This window comes from Paenibacillus xylanexedens (genome assembly GCF_017874615.1).
In the GTDB taxonomy this organism is placed as follows: domain Bacteria; phylum Bacillota; class Bacilli; order Paenibacillales; family Paenibacillaceae; genus Paenibacillus; species Paenibacillus xylanexedens.
Genome location: NZ_JAGIKV010000024.1, coordinates 92204 through 106817, shown reverse-complemented (window position 1 = coordinate 106817; position 14614 = coordinate 92204). Strand labels below are relative to the sequence as shown.

Here is a 14614-nt window from a genome sequence, read left to right as displayed (position 1 = left end):
TAGACCAAATTAAAACGCGGCTCAGAGTCGCATAAGGATACTGTCAGGTTTTTTAACTTACAAATATTTGAAGAGATTATTGGCAAGTACAGTTACATAATAAAAAACAGGCGGCTTGAAGCGCCGATTTAAAATTGCATAAGAAATACTCCGCTTTATGACGACAGTAGATTTAATCTTGTCATCATAAAAGCGGAGCCGGTATCATCAATCTACGCTTGACGTGCTTTTAAGGTAGCCCTCCTCTCGAAGGGCCTTTCATCATTACTGGAACGTCACATTAATCTGTACAATCTCCGAACGACTGCTTGTGCGAATCGGAGGTCCCCAGAATCCAAATCCTGAGGTTACGATGGAGTGCATAGAGCCCTTTTGCAGATAACCCCAATCATTCTCGTAGATCGCTTGTGTAATGAACTGAGCCGGGGCAATCTGTCCACGGTGGGTGTGACCAGATACGACCAGATCTACATTGTTCTGCTCCGCAATATCCAGATCATACGGCTGGTGATCCATCATAAGTACAGGTTGGCTCAAGTCAGGACCTTGCATTAAAGTAGCTACTTCTGCACGATCCTTCTCTGTTCGGTCTTTCCGTCCAATGAGGGTGATCTTGTCATCCAGAACAATCTTGTCATCGTACAGAACTTGCATGTTGCTCTTCTCCAGCGCAGCAATCAGATCTTCAATCGGACCATCGAACTTATCGTGATTCCCCAGTGAAGCATAGACGCCGTATGGGGCCTGAATTTCACTGATAATGTCGGCAATTCCGCTATTGAGGTACATATCCAGATTGTCATCAATAATATCTCCAGGATACAGCACCAAATCCGGCTTCAGTGCATTAATTTCCTCCACCATGCGTTTGGCATGTGCAGGGCCAGACAGAAGTCCAAAGTGCATATCGGCAGCCATGACAATGTTGAGCTTGTCTACACCTTCTACTTTTTTATCAATCTGGATATTATATGTTCTGACTACCGGGCTGTAAGCGTTGAAAATTCCGTAACCCAATGTGGACACTAACAGCACCAGCGTAACAACTCCCGCCCATTTCTGTGTGTGATGTCTTGGAATACGGGTTAATCTCAGCAACCACATCGTGAGGTGGACGACGGGCAGGATCAACAATAACAACGAGAAGATTGCCAGCCAGTAAGAACCGATGATACCGAGGAACGAAATGCTTCCAAATACCCGTGCCAAAATGAAGGAAACGGCAAGGAATACAAGCGCTATAATATAAAACCATCGAAATCTGGCGGACACAACTGGTTTCATCCAACTCCAACCGCTCCAACCTATGTAGAACACTAATAAACCGTATACGACCAAAAACAATATACCTGCTAATACAAACATGCCCGGTCTAACCTCCACGTCAATAAGTTGTATTCTGAATTTTCATTACGGATATAGGTCCGTCTGAACAAGTATAACGTAGTTGAAGGGTCAGATCATCTGTTTGCCAAACTCAGATTCGTACATTGTATTACAATTTGATGATATTCAAATTCGAACCATTAACGAGAAAAAGCATTCCCGTTGCCGCCCTGAATAGTTAAATTCAAGGACCACTGCAGGAATGCTTTATTTTCGGAATTAAAATTACTCGTTAGTGTCCATCCACTGGAAGTGGAATGAACCTTCTTTGTCCACACGTTTGAATGTGTGAGCACCGAAGTAGTCACGTTGAGCTTGCAGCAAGTTTGCTGGCAAACGCTCTGTGCGGTAGCTGTCGTAGTAAGACAGTGCGCTGGAGAATCCAGGTACTGGAATACCTTGTTTTACAGCAGCCGCTATAACTTCACGCCATGCACCTTGATAAGATTCAACGATGTTTTGGAAGTAAGGATCCAAGAGCAGGTTTTTGAGTTCTGCATCTTTGTCATATGCTTCTTTAATGTTTTGCAAGAACTGCGAACGGATGATGCAACCACCACGGAAGATCATGGCAATGTTACCGTATTTCAGATCCCAGCCGTATTCATCGGAAGCTGCACGCATTTGTGCAAATCCTTGTGCATAGGATACGATTTTACTTGCAAACAATGCTTTACGCACGTTCTCGATGAACGCTTTTTTGTCGCCGGAGAACGCTTCAGTCGCTGGTCCATTCAGGATTTTGCTAGCTGCTACACGCTCGTCCTTCATGGCAGACAGGAAACGGGAGAATACGGATTCCGTAATCATGGACAATGGAACGCCGAGATCCAGCGCACTTTGGCTTGTCCATTTACCTGTTCCTTTTTGTCCAGCCGCGTCCAGAATAACGTCAACCATTGGTTTGCCTGTTTCTGGATCGTATTTGGAGAAGATATCTGCCGTGATTTCGATCAGGTAGCTGTCCAGCTCCCCTTGATTCCACTCAGTGAAGATCTCATGCAACTCTTCAACGGAAACGTTCAATACGGATTTGAGCAAGTGATAAGCTTCACCAATCAACTGCATATCTCCGTACTCGATACCGTTATGCACCATTTTCACATAGTGTCCGGCACCGTCTGGTCCAATATATGTGCTGCAAGCGTCATCGCCAACTTTAGCGGAGATCGCTGTCAGGATCGGTTCTACCAATTGATATGCACTTTCCTGACCGCCTGGCATGATTGCTGGGCCTTTCAGTGCACCTTCTTCACCACCGGATACACCTGCGCCGATGAAGCGGAAACCTTTTTCTTCCAGATCTTTGCTGCGACGTTGTGTGTCAGGGAAGTAAGCATTACCTCCATCGATAATAATGTCGCCTTGATCCAGATGAGGAAGCAGTTGCTCGATCGTTGCATCTGTTGCTTTACCTGCTTGCACCATGATCAGAATTTTACGCGGAGACTCCAGGGATTCCACGAATTCTTCAATGGTGAACGCACCTGTCAGGTTTTTACCTTCTGCTTCTTTCAGAAGATCGTTCGTTTTCTCCGGGGAACGGTTAAATACCGCTACCGAGAAACCTTTGCTTTCAATATTCAAAGCCAGGTTTTTACCCATTACTGCCAATCCAATAACACCAATCTGTTGTTTACTCATTATGTCCTCCCAATACTCCATTATTTATATAGTAAATTGAAACGAATGAATGGTTATAGATTATTGTACTGTTTTTTTCCAGTCCGCTGCAAATTTGTCCATACCTTGATCTGTCAGTGGGTGTTTGGAGATCTGTTCAATGACGGAGAATGGAACAGTAGCGATATGTGCTCCCGCCATTGCTACACGTGTAACGTGATCCGGATGTCTTACAGAAGCCGCAATAATCTGTGCATCCAGGTTATGTGTACGGAACAATTCAGCAATTTTGGTAACCAATTGTACGCCATCCTCGGAGATATCATCAAGACGTCCCAGGAATGGGGATACATATGTCGCACCAGCACGAGCAGCGAGAAGGGCCTGGTTCACAGTAAAGATCAACGTTACGTTGGTTTTCACACCTTTTTTGGTCAAGTAACGGCAAGCTTCAAGTCCTGCAAGTGTCATTGGCAATTTGATCGTAATGTTTTTGTCGCTGTTGTTAATTTTGATCAATTCGTCTGCTTGTGCGATCATTTCTTCAGCAGTAAGGGCATCTGGTGTCACTTCCGCAGAAACGGACTCCACTTCAGGTACCAAACGCAAGATTTCTTCGATACGATCTTCGAATTTCACGCCCTCTTTGGCTACCAAAGATGGGTTTGTTGTTACGCCAGACAATACGCCGATTTTGTATGCTTTTTGGATATCTTCCACGTTAGCTGTATCGATAAAAAATTTCATGATTTAATTACCTCCAGATATATTTTTTATTTTGGTTTAGAGATTTGCATTAACCGCCAAGGGTATGCTATTTGTAACTACAGACTCCTGATCCGCCGGCTCATCAAACCACCAGTGGTGACCTTCTTCTTCAAGCATAATATCTGACTCAGCCGGTCCATAGCTACCCGCAGGATACAGGTGAAGTGGTAACAGATTTTCCTGGAATGCATCCAGAATTGGCTGCACCCACGCCCATGACAATTCTACTTCATCCCAGTGGGCAAAGAAAGTTGGATCACCCAGCAAAGCATCACGAATCAGATTCTCGTAAGCTTCCGCGAGGTCACCTTTATCCGGAGAAAGATCGATGTGAACCGGTTTGAATTCACCTTTATTCTCAGGATCACTTGCATTCAGTTGCAATGTCATGCTCTGATCCGGACTCATCTCAATGACGAGCAGGTTTGGCTTGGAACCCTTGTTTTTCAGCACATTTGTCTGTCCTGAAGGTTCTTTGAATTCAATCACGATACGTGTTGATTTCTCCTTCATTCTTTTACCCGTGCGAATGTAAAACGGAACACCACGCCAGAAGAAATCATCAATTTGCAATTTGGCAGCAATGAATGTGTCATTCATCGTATTTTCGGCTACACCCGGTTCAGCAGTATAAGCATTTACCGGTTTACCTTGAATGTTGCCTTCTGCATACTGTCCACGGATGATGTTTGCGCCCACAGTTTGTTTTTGTAACGGCTGGATCGATTCCATAATGTGTTTTTTCTTCAATCCAACTTTTTCGGATGTACTGTTATATGGAAGCTGAATCGCCATCATCATGAGCAATTGCAACATATGATTCTGGAACATGTCTCGCACTGCACCAACATGATCATAATAGGATGCACGTTCTTCGACACCTACAGTCTCATTCGCCGTAATTTGCACATTGGAGATGTAACGGTTGTTCCATAACGCCTTCATGATTGGGTTACTCTGATGCAACGTCTCCAGACGCTGTACCATCGGTTTGCCCAAATAGTGGTCAATCCGATAAATCTCTTCCTCCGTGAATGATTCGCTTAATTTGCGATTAAGGTCTCTGGCGGACTGCAGGTCGTGACCAAATGGCTTCTCGATAACGAGGCGTTTCCATCCCTCTGTGGAACCCAGTCCACTTTCTTGAATGTTCTCGGCAATCGGTTCGAAAAATTCCGGACCAACCGAGAGATAAAACAAGCGATTGGACGGAATGCCAAGTTCAGCTTCTCTTTGTTCAACTAATCCCAACAGCTTTATATAATCTTCCTTATGGCTTATATTCAATACACTGTAGCGGAAAGCTTTCACAAATGACTTCACAACTTCAGGATCAGCCTGGCGTCTGGAAAATTCATTAAGTGATTTTTCCACTTGTGCCTGAAAGAATTCATCAGACCAATCTCTACGCCCCAGACCAATCAATGAGAAGGTTTCAGGAAGCTTCTGCTCAAGATATAAGTTATATAAGGCAGGATATATTTTTCTTTTGGCTAAATCGCCAGTAGCACCAAATAAAACAATGGTAGTTGGTTCCATCTTACCGTTCTCCTTCCAAGTAACTCTGGTTTCTTTGTTGTAGTTACACTATAATACGTTTTATAGCTATACAAGTAATTAATATATTTCACAGGAGCTATAGACCACATCTATGACTACAAATTACGAACTATATAAAGTCTTTTATTGGGCCGCCAAAACCGGAAGTTTGACACAGGCTGCGAAAGCACTGTATATCACTCAACCCAGCGTCAGTCATGCCATTAAGCAATTGGAAGAGAGCTTTGGTCTTACCTTGTTTTATCGAAATTCCAAGGGTGTAGCGTTGACACAGGAAGGTGCCAGTCTATACTCCTATATTGAACAATCCCAGATTCTGATCTCACTTGCGGAAGAAAAAATGGCCGCACTGAAGAATCTCGACAATGGTGAACTCCGGATTGGTGGCAGTGACTCCCTGTTCAAGCATTACATGCTGGCGTATCTAGAGGAATTCCACACCTTGTACCCTAATATCAAGCTACATCTGAGTCATGGAACTACGCCGGAAGTCATCACTTTTCTGAAAGAAGGCAAGATTGATCTTGGTGTTGTTCGGATGCCCATTGTTGATCCACAGCTAGAAGTCAGGGAAAGTATTCAGTTGAAGGACTGTTTTGTAGCTGGGGAACGTTATGCTCAGTTGAAGGGTAAAGTCATGACACTTGAGATGCTTCTGGAGCATCAACTGATCCTCTTCTCCCGGAACAGCCGGGTTCGGATGGCTATAACCGAGTTGTTTAACAGCTATAATTACACGTTGAAACCTGAGATTGAGGTTGGTAGCGTTGATCTGTTGATTGAGTTTGCGCGTCGAGGACTGGGGATTTCCTATGTCACACGTGAATTTATATCCAAAGAGCTGGAGGAAGGTTCTCTCTTCGAAATTCAGCTTGATGTCCCGCTCCCCCCTTCCCATGTGGGGATTATGACCAAACGCAATATGCCGATTTCTCTGGCTGCCAACCGGTTTATGGATCTCATTTTCAAATCCTGAGTGGTCATAATGCCAAAAGGTACAACAAAGAGCCCCACCGTCCAGTTATGGATGATGAGGCTCTTCGGCCTGCATAATGCTTATCTAACGATTAATGACTCACCAGATAAGACGCGTCCAATATAAGGGCAACCTTACCATTACCGAGGATCGTTGCGCCAGATAGATGGTTCATCGCTCCCAGATACGTACCAAGCGTCTTAATAACGACTTCCTGATTTCCTATAATCTCATCTACTGCGTAAGCTGCAATTTTATCAACAGATCGCACGATCACTAGTGGAATGGTTTTGGATTTGCGGTCCGTTCGTGGATAGTTGAGCCTGTCGCACAGTCGGTGGAAAGGTACAATTCGTCCATGATTCAGGATCGCTTGTTGCCCCTGGATCATCTGAATATCTTCAGGTGAAATTCGAACAATCTCTGCCACGTTGTACATCGGCAAGATCAGCACACGGTCCGACACTTTGACTAACAGACCTTTAATAATCGCCAAAGTAAGGGGTAGACGAATCGTAAACGTGGTACCAACACCAACCTCTGTGTCAATATCAATGATACCGTTGAGACGCCCGATCTGACTACGCACGATGTCCATTCCAACGCCGCGCCCCGATACTTCACTTACAGAAGAAGCTGTCGAGAAGCCAGGCTCAAATATGAGATGCACAGCTTCCTGTGTTGTTAAGCGCGCAGCCTGTTTCTCACTAATGATACCTTTGCCCATAGCCGAAGCTTTGATCTTCTCACCATCGATACCTTTGCCGTCATCCGAATAACGAATGACAACATGATTTTCTTCATGAAATGAAGTTAAGGTAATTCGTCCTTTGGACGGCTTGCCGTTCTCCGCCCGAACCTCTGCACTTTCAATGCCATGATCAGCACTGTTGCGGATGAGATGGATCAGCGGGTCACTTAGTTCTTCAATAATCATCCGGTCAAGCTCAGTCTCTCCACCTTGAATAACCAGTTCCAGATCCTTACCCAGCTTCTGTGATAGGTCACGAACCAATCTCGGGAAGCGACTGAATAGTTGATCAATGGGTAACATCCGTGTCTTTATCACACCTTCTTGGAGTTCCTTGATCACCCTGCCCATATGATCGGATACACCACTAATACTCCGGATGAGTGTTGAAGACTCCTTACGTGCACCCGATCCACTCAGATCTGCAAGGGATGTCTGATCAATTAACAGTTCACCGACCAAATTCATCAAATGGTCCAGACGCTCAACACTTACACGAACTGTAGGTTGAGCAGCTTTCACTTTCTCATCCGGCCCAGTTGTATTCACGGTAGGCAAGCTTTGTTTCGTTTGCTCCGTTTCAGAGATTAATTCAAGTGGTGCAGACGTCGCTGCAACCTCATTGGATTCCAGCAGATATGGATCAATCTCCAGCATATGAATATCCGAGTCTGAAGACAGCTCTGCCTTAAGCTGCTGTTGGTCCTTCGACGTTGCTACGATGATGATGAACTGACCATAATGATCATCTTCATTCTGCGCGCCCGGTTGGCTCTCCATGAGCGAAGTAGCGACAACCGTACCACAGATGTCCTCAATGCGTTGTCGTAAAATATGATATCTGGCCGCCTTCATCATGCACTTCTGCTCCAGCACAATATGAATGGACAATAACTGCTTGCCTGACACAATAGCTACCTGTGCCATAATCGATTCTGCTGGTTGCAATTGAGGTATTATAAGTTTTCCGACTACTGCCGGAGTCTGAATTAAATCCTTTATTTCTCGTACTACTGCTCGAAAATCTGCATAGGCTTCCCCACGAATGTACTGATCCCGAAGTACCTTCATGGCGTCCAAAGAGCGGAACAACGTATCAATTAGCTCCGAAGTCATCTCCGGTTTTTTCTCCCGGACCCACTCAAGAGCATACTCCACTTCATGCGTAAGGTCGCTTAATTCACGGAAATCCATTGTGGATGCTGATCCCTTGATAGTATGGGCTGCCCGAAACAGCGTCTGAACCAGTTCTACAGAAGGCGAAAGCTCCAATGCCAATAAAGACTGATCCATACGTTCCAGTTGATCATTCAGTTCTTCGATAAAGATGTCACGGTAGGCAGACAAATCCATCATTCGTATATACCTCCCTAACCGCCCAATATTTCGTCCAGTTTCAAAATGCCCACAAGCTTGTCTTCCTGTTGACCGACACCATGGAAAAACCCTTCACGGTTACGACCATAACCTTCGGTTGGCGGATGTATTTCCGAATATGTGGTTACCTTGTTCACACGATCCACGATCAAGCCAATATATTCATCCTGATGTCGAACTACGATAATACGCGTCGCTCTGGTGTCCGGTTCATCCGGCATACCCAGCAGGTTCCGCAGACTCATCACACATACAACCTTGCCACGCAGATTAACTACCCCTTTGATCTCTGGACGGCTAAATGGAATATCTGTAATGCTGAGCATTTTAATAATTTCGTGAATTTCTTCGATTCGAATGGCGCAGGTCTCTGCACCTACAGACAGTTCAATATATTGTTCCTTCTGAAGTGAAGACATCAATTCACCCTCAATTCAATTTTATTAATTTGTTTTGAAGGCAGCTGCCGAATTTGCCAGCTCTTCCGCCAGACGTGCCAGAGATTGGCATGTTGCCGCCGTCTCTTCCGATGCAGCCGCGGATTCCTCACTGGAAGCCGAGATGGATTCAACAGAGCTCATCACTTCTGCGGCTTGGGCTGCTTCCTCTTCGCATGCAGCAGCAATTTCGTTTACTTTCTGTGAGGAGTTATTGACCATATCAATGATCTGATCAAACGCCTGTCCAGTCACGGAAGACTGCTCAACACTGGCTGCTACGGCTTGCACACTTTGTCTCGTATTTTCCTGCATTGCTTTGATGATGGCTGTAATTTCTTTGGTCGCCTCGCCACTTCGTTCGGCAAGCTTCCGGACTTCATCTGCTACTACGGCGAATCCTCGTCCTTGTTCTCCCGCCCGCGCAGCTTCAATTGCAGCATTCAGCGCGAGCAGATTGGTCTGCTCAGCAATATCGTCAATCACTTCAATGATGTCACCGATTTTACGAGAATCATCTTCAAGCTTGGTCATTTTTGTATTAACAGCTTGCATACCTTCCAATGAAGTCTGTACAACAATTCCACCTTCACGGGCAGTCTTCACCGTATCGTTGGACAGTTCAGCCGCTTCTTCCGCACTTGCAGCGACGGAGTTGATGGCAAGTGAAAGCTCTTTGAACAATTCGGAGATATTTCCCGCCTCACTGGATTGGCTTGTGCTGGTGCTCGCAATTTCCTGTGTACTGGCTGAGATCTGTTCCGAAGAAGCAGCAACACTTTGGGAGTTCATCACGATATTGTTAATTAACTCTTTCAGATTATCAACCATCCGATTCAGTGCCGCGGCTAGTTGACCCACTTCATCTTTGCTGGAGATGTTTGATTTAAGGGTCAGATTTCCGTTGGCAACTTCCTTAGCTAGACCCAGCATAGCCATGAGTGGCTTCGAAATGGAGCGAGAGATGATATATCCAATGAGAATACTGAAGAGAACAGACAGAACCACAAGAATTATCGTTACTTTAAATGCTTGTGAATAGGCAGCCTGAGATTGTATATTCGCCTGTTCAGCCAAACTTTCATTAACGTCGATCAAATTGGTAAGGAGCTCAACAATTTTGTCCCCTTGTGGTTTAAGCTCAATTTTAAGGTAGGTATTAAAGGCACTTTGATCATCTGCGACAGCCAGATTAGTTGCTCGTTCAAACATTGTTAAATATCCTGGATATTCCGCATCAAAATTACGGAGTAATTCTATTTCTTCAGGGGTTGTTGCAAGCGGACGATAGATAGCCAGGCGATCATTCACACTCTGACGAATCGAAGCAATGTTTTCCGTGATCCGAGTTTTTTCGGTTTCAACGGTTTCGAAGCTCAAATCACGCACGTTCACACGCATTCTTTGATAATCAATCTGAGCAGAGGATAATTCTTTTACAGAGATTAGATTGTTGTTATACATCTCTTGCATTCGTTCATTCGTACTTCTCAATGTTACTACAGAGTAGACGCCAAGCCCCGCTAGGATTATCGACACAACTAAAAATGCTGAGATAATCTTTGTTGCTGTTTTCAAATTTCCAAACCACTTCATGTAATCTCCTCCTAGGCATCTTAGTGTCCAGTTATGTATATAACGCTTGGTAAACCCTTCTCTAGATCGCGCTCCAGACAACTTACGATCTATTTCGACATAAATATATTAAAACTGAATAGGAGATTTTTATTTCTATAAATTTGCACTATTATGAATTTTTATTTCAGATATAAAGAATCTTCTTTTTAATATAAATTATACTTTTTACCTATTTAATTGTTATTCCTACTTACATATATACGTATATTCAACATTCTGTATTGACTTCCACATACATCTACATACAAAAATTTCATGTGAGATGATCTTCTTTTATATATATAAGAAGTTGTATAGTTCTTAGGTCTAACAAATATCATTGTCTACACAAAAAATTATGTATTTTTGCTGTACACACTCAACATTTCAAGACCTAAGTCTAATAAATGATTACTTATACTGAGTCCATTTTCCCATAAAAAAAACCAAACCCGAGTCAACAAAGTTTGGTCCTGAAGCGAAAAAATACACTTTAAATTAACATAAAACCCGTTTAAAACTAATTATTTATGTGTTATATAGCTGCTCCAGTTCCATTAGGCGGTCCTTAATCCTGTGCGGAATAATACCAAACAGATTATCCCACGTCATGAACATCTCCGGTTTTAATAAATATTCTTCGAACTCCATGGTAGGTACAAACGCTTTGGTCTGCAGATAACGCTCTACCTGATCATCGATCTGTTCATTTGTTTCAAAATAATCTTGAAACAACTCATTCACAAGTAGCCCATCACATCCAGCTTCGGCACCTGCTGCACTATACAGGTTTGGCAACAACTCAAATACAACCGGAAGTGGTGAGAAAGCATGTTTGCCAGGCTGTGAGTACAGACATACATGATGTCCAACCACATTGACCCGTTCCTTCAATAATCCACGCAGCACCTTCCCATGAAAGCTGGCTTCACAGTCTACTACCTCTCCGTCATGACCCACATAAACCCATACATGCTCCATTTCATACAGATGTCCAATCTCATAATCCCACCAGATTGCATATTCAATTACATATTGTACTACCTTGGTCGGAAACTTAATGTCCCTTCTGAACGATGGTGAAGGCCCCGATTGATGCAATACAGAAATGCCAACAAAATCAGGATAAAAAGGTTCGGCTCTGTCAAACATCAAAATAGGTGCATAACTCATTGCAGTTTCAAGCGTTTTCATTTCTGACATGTTCATTCATGAGTCCTCCATTTTGTTGGATGTTCATACTATACTAACAGAGAACGTAACACACTGACTCAGGCATTTTGAATTTTCTATAATATAATACCAACCCCCTCCGTGGATTTCATAAGATTATTACATCGACACATCAAAAAGCCTGCAACTGTTATTCTCCAGTTACAGGCTCTATACTTTGATAATAAATAAGGAATCTTGAATTAAGATTTCAGCTTATTGGATGGTGACACGGACGTCTTGGAAGGTGAAGTCGATTGATCAGAAACCTGCGTATCACATCCTATTGGAGGGCCCAGAATCGCATCATTTTTAATAGATGCAACAGCTCTCGCATATGCCTCTTCATCCAAACAGTACGCGCGGTGAGCCACCTCCGGCGGTGTAGCTGCCAAGAAATCCGCTCCAAACACAATATCAGGCGTTGGTTGATCGAAGATTGTTAATACATATACATCATCTGTCTCAGCGACAAACCAGTGAAACCAGCCTTTCGGAAATACCACAACCTGACCTGGTTTCAGTCGATATGTCAATCGTTCACGCGTAAACGGATTGAAGACTGATGCTGTAATTTCACCGGTGATAACCACAACCATCTCCGTAACATTGGTGTGCCAGTGCGGCTGCACAATGATTCCTTTGCTTAAGTACACGTTGAAGAAACCATTCGCAATGGTCGGCAGCTGTTCTCCAAACAACTGAGTTATATAGTTGCGTGAATCCCTCTGATAATTGACAACCGCATTGGAATCGGCTGCCAGCGGAACATTCGGGGCTTGCAAAATCGGATTCATCATACGATCATTTCTCCTCCTTGGGCATACATCTCATTGTTGTACTGTATGCCGGAGAATAGAAAGATAATACCGCTGACACATTTTATATATTGTTTTTAATCCTGAACTTTAGGTTTCTTAGAATCTTGTATAAACGAACTAGACTTGACCAGGGAATCTGCCTCCGGCTGCAATGCCTTGAGGTGATATGTGATCTATCTGGTTCATCTCATCATCCGTAAGCGACACCTGCAGCGCTCCTAAGTTCTCGTGAACTCTTTCCAGGTTGCGAGTCCCCGGGATCGGAACGATATGTTCTCCCTTTCCAAGCAACCAAGCCAGAGCAAGTTGAGAGACCGTACATCCTTTTTGCTTAGCCATCTCTTGAATCAATCCAACAACCTCCAGATTTTTCTGAAAGTTCTCACCTTGGAAACGCGGATAGTGACGACGATAATCATCCTCGGGCAGATCGTCTATAGATCGGATCTGACCTGTCAGGAAGCCCCGCCCCAAAGGGCTGTATGGAACCAAGCCAATGTTCAATTCATGCAGGACAGGCATAATCTCATCCTCAAGCTCTCGACTCCATAATGAATATTCGGTCTGCAACGCTGTAATCGGATGAACAGCATGTGCACGCCGAATGATCTCTACTGGCGCTTCGGACAAACCAATATATCGAATCTTCCCCTGTTGAACCAGATCGGCAAGCGTGCCTACCGTCTCTTCAATGGGTGTATTCGGATCAGGACGATGTTGATAATACAGATCGATATAGTCCATTCCCAGATTGTAGAGACTCGCATCTACTGATTTTTTGATGTAGGCTGGATCTCCCTTGGGGCCCTGCGTGTGTGTTATACCAAATTTGGTGGCAACGATTGCCTTGGATCTTCGACCTTGAAGCGCGCGTCCAAGCAGTTTTTCATTCCCTCCAAATCGCTGTTTTTCATACGCTCCGTACAGATCCGCCGTATCAAACATGGTAACTCCTGCATCCAGCGCACCCTGAATGGTATGTACCGATTCGTCATTATCCGGCATCATCATCACACCTAGGCCGAGCGCAGATATTCGTAATTTATCATTTCCCAGTGTTCTTGTTTTGAGCATGAGGCTCCCTCTTTTCATCTTGAAATAGAAACGTTAACTAGATACGTTGAACTTGAGTTCATTCTATTTCACTTCCGAGACCCCAACCACACTCTGTTTATGCTAGTAAAGAAAATACCAGTTTGATTAACTTTCTATATGGCAACATGAACGTAAATACAACAATGAATGCCTGATTGGCTGTTCAGATTATTCATGGAAAAGATATCGTATGCATGCACAACGCCATCTGCCCGATCCGTCGTTTCAAGCAGGACACGATTGACTTGTTTTAGTTCAACTTGGTGCAGGTTCCAGATCGTTCGGAAGTCTACACTTTCTTCACCCAATTGTTTCACGATTCTGCTAAATTCGGGGTCACTCGGATACTTGTCATAATACGTACGGAATACGGCTACCGAGTGCCGCGCGAATTCCTCCCAGTTGTGCATACGCTCCCTGAGCGCTGTATCCAGAAATAAAATCCGCATCATCAAACGCTCATTCACATTCATCGACGAGAAGTTGAAGAGGTTCGTATCTGCAGCTTCATTCCAGGCAAGTACCTCAGAACGTTCATTAGTAATAAAGGAAGGATGAGTCAACTGGCCAATAATACTCTGCCACCCTGGCTCCAGTTGCGAATACGAAGCAAGGAATTCATGTTCCGTATTAGGGTCCCATAAGTCAAACAGATGACTCTTCTCTTCCAGTGTTAAACGGAGCGCATTCGCTATACTCTGCATCACTTCTCGTGAAGCCGCCAACTCCCTACCCTGTTCGAGCCACGTGTAATACGTTGCACTGACACCAGCCAATACCGCTACTTCTTCCCGCCGTAGACCGGGTGTTCTTCGCTGTCCATAAGATCCTGACAATCCAACCTGTTCCGGTTGAATGCGGCTTCTCCGCGATTTCAAAAACTCACCCAGTTTTTTGTTACGGCTCATACTTGTATCCATAGACATCGTTCCTTTTTATAAAAGTATTCAAGCCTAGTCGACTCTATCCCAAAATGGTAGTCTCTGAATGA

Annotated in this window: 12 protein-coding genes; 1 reads left to right on the top strand and 11 read right to left on the bottom strand. The window is 44.1% G+C overall.

Features of this window, described 5'->3' with window-relative positions; genetic code table 11:
• Positions 1–264: 264 nt before the first annotated feature.
• The 4 genes from J2Z28_RS25420 to zwf all read right to left on the bottom strand — a co-directional run bounded on the left by J2Z28_RS25420 (position 265) and on the right by zwf (position 5316).
• The gene (locus tag J2Z28_RS25420; RefSeq protein ID WP_211084783.1) at positions 265–1365 is read right to left on the bottom strand and encodes a metallophosphoesterase; all 1101 of its coding nucleotides are present in this window, start codon (positions 1363–1365) and stop codon (positions 265–267) included.
• Between the two features lie 246 nt (positions 1366–1611).
• On the bottom strand, positions 1612–3030 hold the full coding sequence (gndA, locus tag J2Z28_RS25415; protein WP_211084782.1) for an NADP-dependent phosphogluconate dehydrogenase: 1419 nt from the start codon (positions 3028–3030) through the stop codon (positions 1612–1614).
• A 60-nt stretch (positions 3031–3090) separates the two neighbouring features.
• The gene (gene fsa, locus J2Z28_RS25410) at positions 3091–3756 is read right to left on the bottom strand and encodes a fructose-6-phosphate aldolase (RefSeq protein WP_036613461.1); all 666 of its coding nucleotides are present in this window, start codon (positions 3754–3756) and stop codon (positions 3091–3093) included.
• A gap of 36 nt (positions 3757–3792) precedes the next feature.
• The gene (zwf, locus tag J2Z28_RS25405) at positions 3793–5316 is read right to left on the bottom strand and encodes a glucose-6-phosphate dehydrogenase (protein WP_211084781.1); all 1524 of its coding nucleotides are present in this window, start codon (positions 5314–5316) and stop codon (positions 3793–3795) included.
• Positions 5317–5428: 112 nt separating this feature from the next.
• On the opposite strand from zwf, the gene J2Z28_RS25400 reads away from it, so the two are divergent.
• On the top strand, positions 5429–6313 hold the full coding sequence (locus J2Z28_RS25400) for a LysR family transcriptional regulator (protein WP_036672843.1): 885 nt from the start codon (positions 5429–5431) through the stop codon (positions 6311–6313).
• 91 nt (positions 6314–6404) lie between these two features.
• Here J2Z28_RS25400 and J2Z28_RS25395 read toward each other — a convergent pair whose 3' ends face one another.
• The 7 genes from J2Z28_RS25395 to J2Z28_RS25365 all read right to left on the bottom strand — a co-directional run bounded on the left by J2Z28_RS25395 (position 6405) and on the right by J2Z28_RS25365 (position 14543).
• Positions 6405–8420 (bottom strand): chemotaxis protein CheA, encoded by a 2016-nt coding sequence (locus J2Z28_RS25395; RefSeq protein WP_211084780.1) that lies wholly within the window; start codon positions 8418–8420, stop codon positions 6405–6407.
• Between the two features lie 14 nt (positions 8421–8434).
• Positions 8435–8860, bottom strand: coding sequence for a chemotaxis protein CheW (locus tag J2Z28_RS25390; RefSeq protein ID WP_211084779.1), 426 nt, complete (start codon positions 8858–8860; stop codon positions 8435–8437).
• A gap of 24 nt (positions 8861–8884) precedes the next feature.
• A complete protein-coding gene (locus J2Z28_RS25385) occupies positions 8885–10474 on the bottom strand; it encodes a methyl-accepting chemotaxis protein (RefSeq protein WP_211084778.1) in 1590 nt (529 codons plus the stop codon).
• A gap of 549 nt (positions 10475–11023) precedes the next feature.
• Entirely contained in the window at positions 11024–11704 is a 681-nt protein-coding gene (locus tag J2Z28_RS25380) for a hypothetical protein (protein WP_211084777.1), read from the bottom strand.
• 206 nt (positions 11705–11910) lie between these two features.
• Positions 11911–12507: a cupin domain-containing protein gene (locus J2Z28_RS25375; protein WP_074095551.1), complete on the bottom strand. Its 597-nt coding sequence runs from the start codon at positions 12505–12507 to the stop codon at positions 11911–11913.
• Positions 12508–12645: 138 nt separating this feature from the next.
• Entirely contained in the window at positions 12646–13602 is a 957-nt protein-coding gene (locus tag J2Z28_RS25370; RefSeq protein WP_244988529.1) for an aldo/keto reductase, read from the bottom strand.
• Positions 13603–13736: 134 nt separating this feature from the next.
• The gene (locus tag J2Z28_RS25365; protein WP_244988528.1) at positions 13737–14543 is read right to left on the bottom strand and encodes a helix-turn-helix transcriptional regulator; all 807 of its coding nucleotides are present in this window, start codon (positions 14541–14543) and stop codon (positions 13737–13739) included.
• Positions 14544–14614: the final 71 nt, after the last annotated feature.

Bases quoted from the DNA above. Each gene is read 5' to 3' on its own strand.
- J2Z28_RS25400 (WP_036672843.1), top strand. From the start codon at position 5,429: ATGACTACAAATTACGAACTATATAAAGTCTTTTATTGGGCCGCCAAA.
- J2Z28_RS25420 (WP_211084783.1), bottom strand. From the start codon at position 1,365: ATGTTTGTATTAGCAGGTATATTGTTTTTGGTCGTATACGGTTTATTA.
- J2Z28_RS25380 (WP_211084777.1), bottom strand. From the start codon at position 11,704: ATGAACATGTCAGAAATGAAAACGCTTGAAACTGCAATGAGTTATGCA.
- fsa (WP_036613461.1), bottom strand. From the start codon at position 3,756: ATGAAATTTTTTATCGATACAGCTAACGTGGAAGATATCCAAAAAGCA.
- J2Z28_RS25375 (WP_074095551.1), bottom strand. From the start codon at position 12,507: ATGATGAATCCGATTTTGCAAGCCCCGAATGTTCCGCTGGCAGCCGAT.
- zwf (WP_211084781.1), bottom strand. From the start codon at position 5,316: ATGGAACCAACTACCATTGTTTTATTTGGTGCTACTGGCGATTTAGCC.
- J2Z28_RS25390 (WP_211084779.1), bottom strand. From the start codon at position 8,860: ATGTCTTCACTTCAGAAGGAACAATATATTGAACTGTCTGTAGGTGCA.
- J2Z28_RS25395 (WP_211084780.1), bottom strand. From the start codon at position 8,420: ATGATGGATTTGTCTGCCTACCGTGACATCTTTATCGAAGAACTGAAT.
- J2Z28_RS25385 (WP_211084778.1), bottom strand. From the start codon at position 10,474: ATGAAGTGGTTTGGAAATTTGAAAACAGCAACAAAGATTATCTCAGCA.
- J2Z28_RS25365 (WP_244988528.1), bottom strand. From the start codon at position 14,543: ATGGATACAAGTATGAGCCGTAACAAAAAACTGGGTGAGTTTTTGAAA.
- gndA (WP_211084782.1), bottom strand. From the start codon at position 3,030: ATGAGTAAACAACAGATTGGTGTTATTGGATTGGCAGTAATGGGTAAA.
- J2Z28_RS25370 (WP_244988529.1), bottom strand. From the start codon at position 13,602: ATGCTCAAAACAAGAACACTGGGAAATGATAAATTACGAATATCTGCG.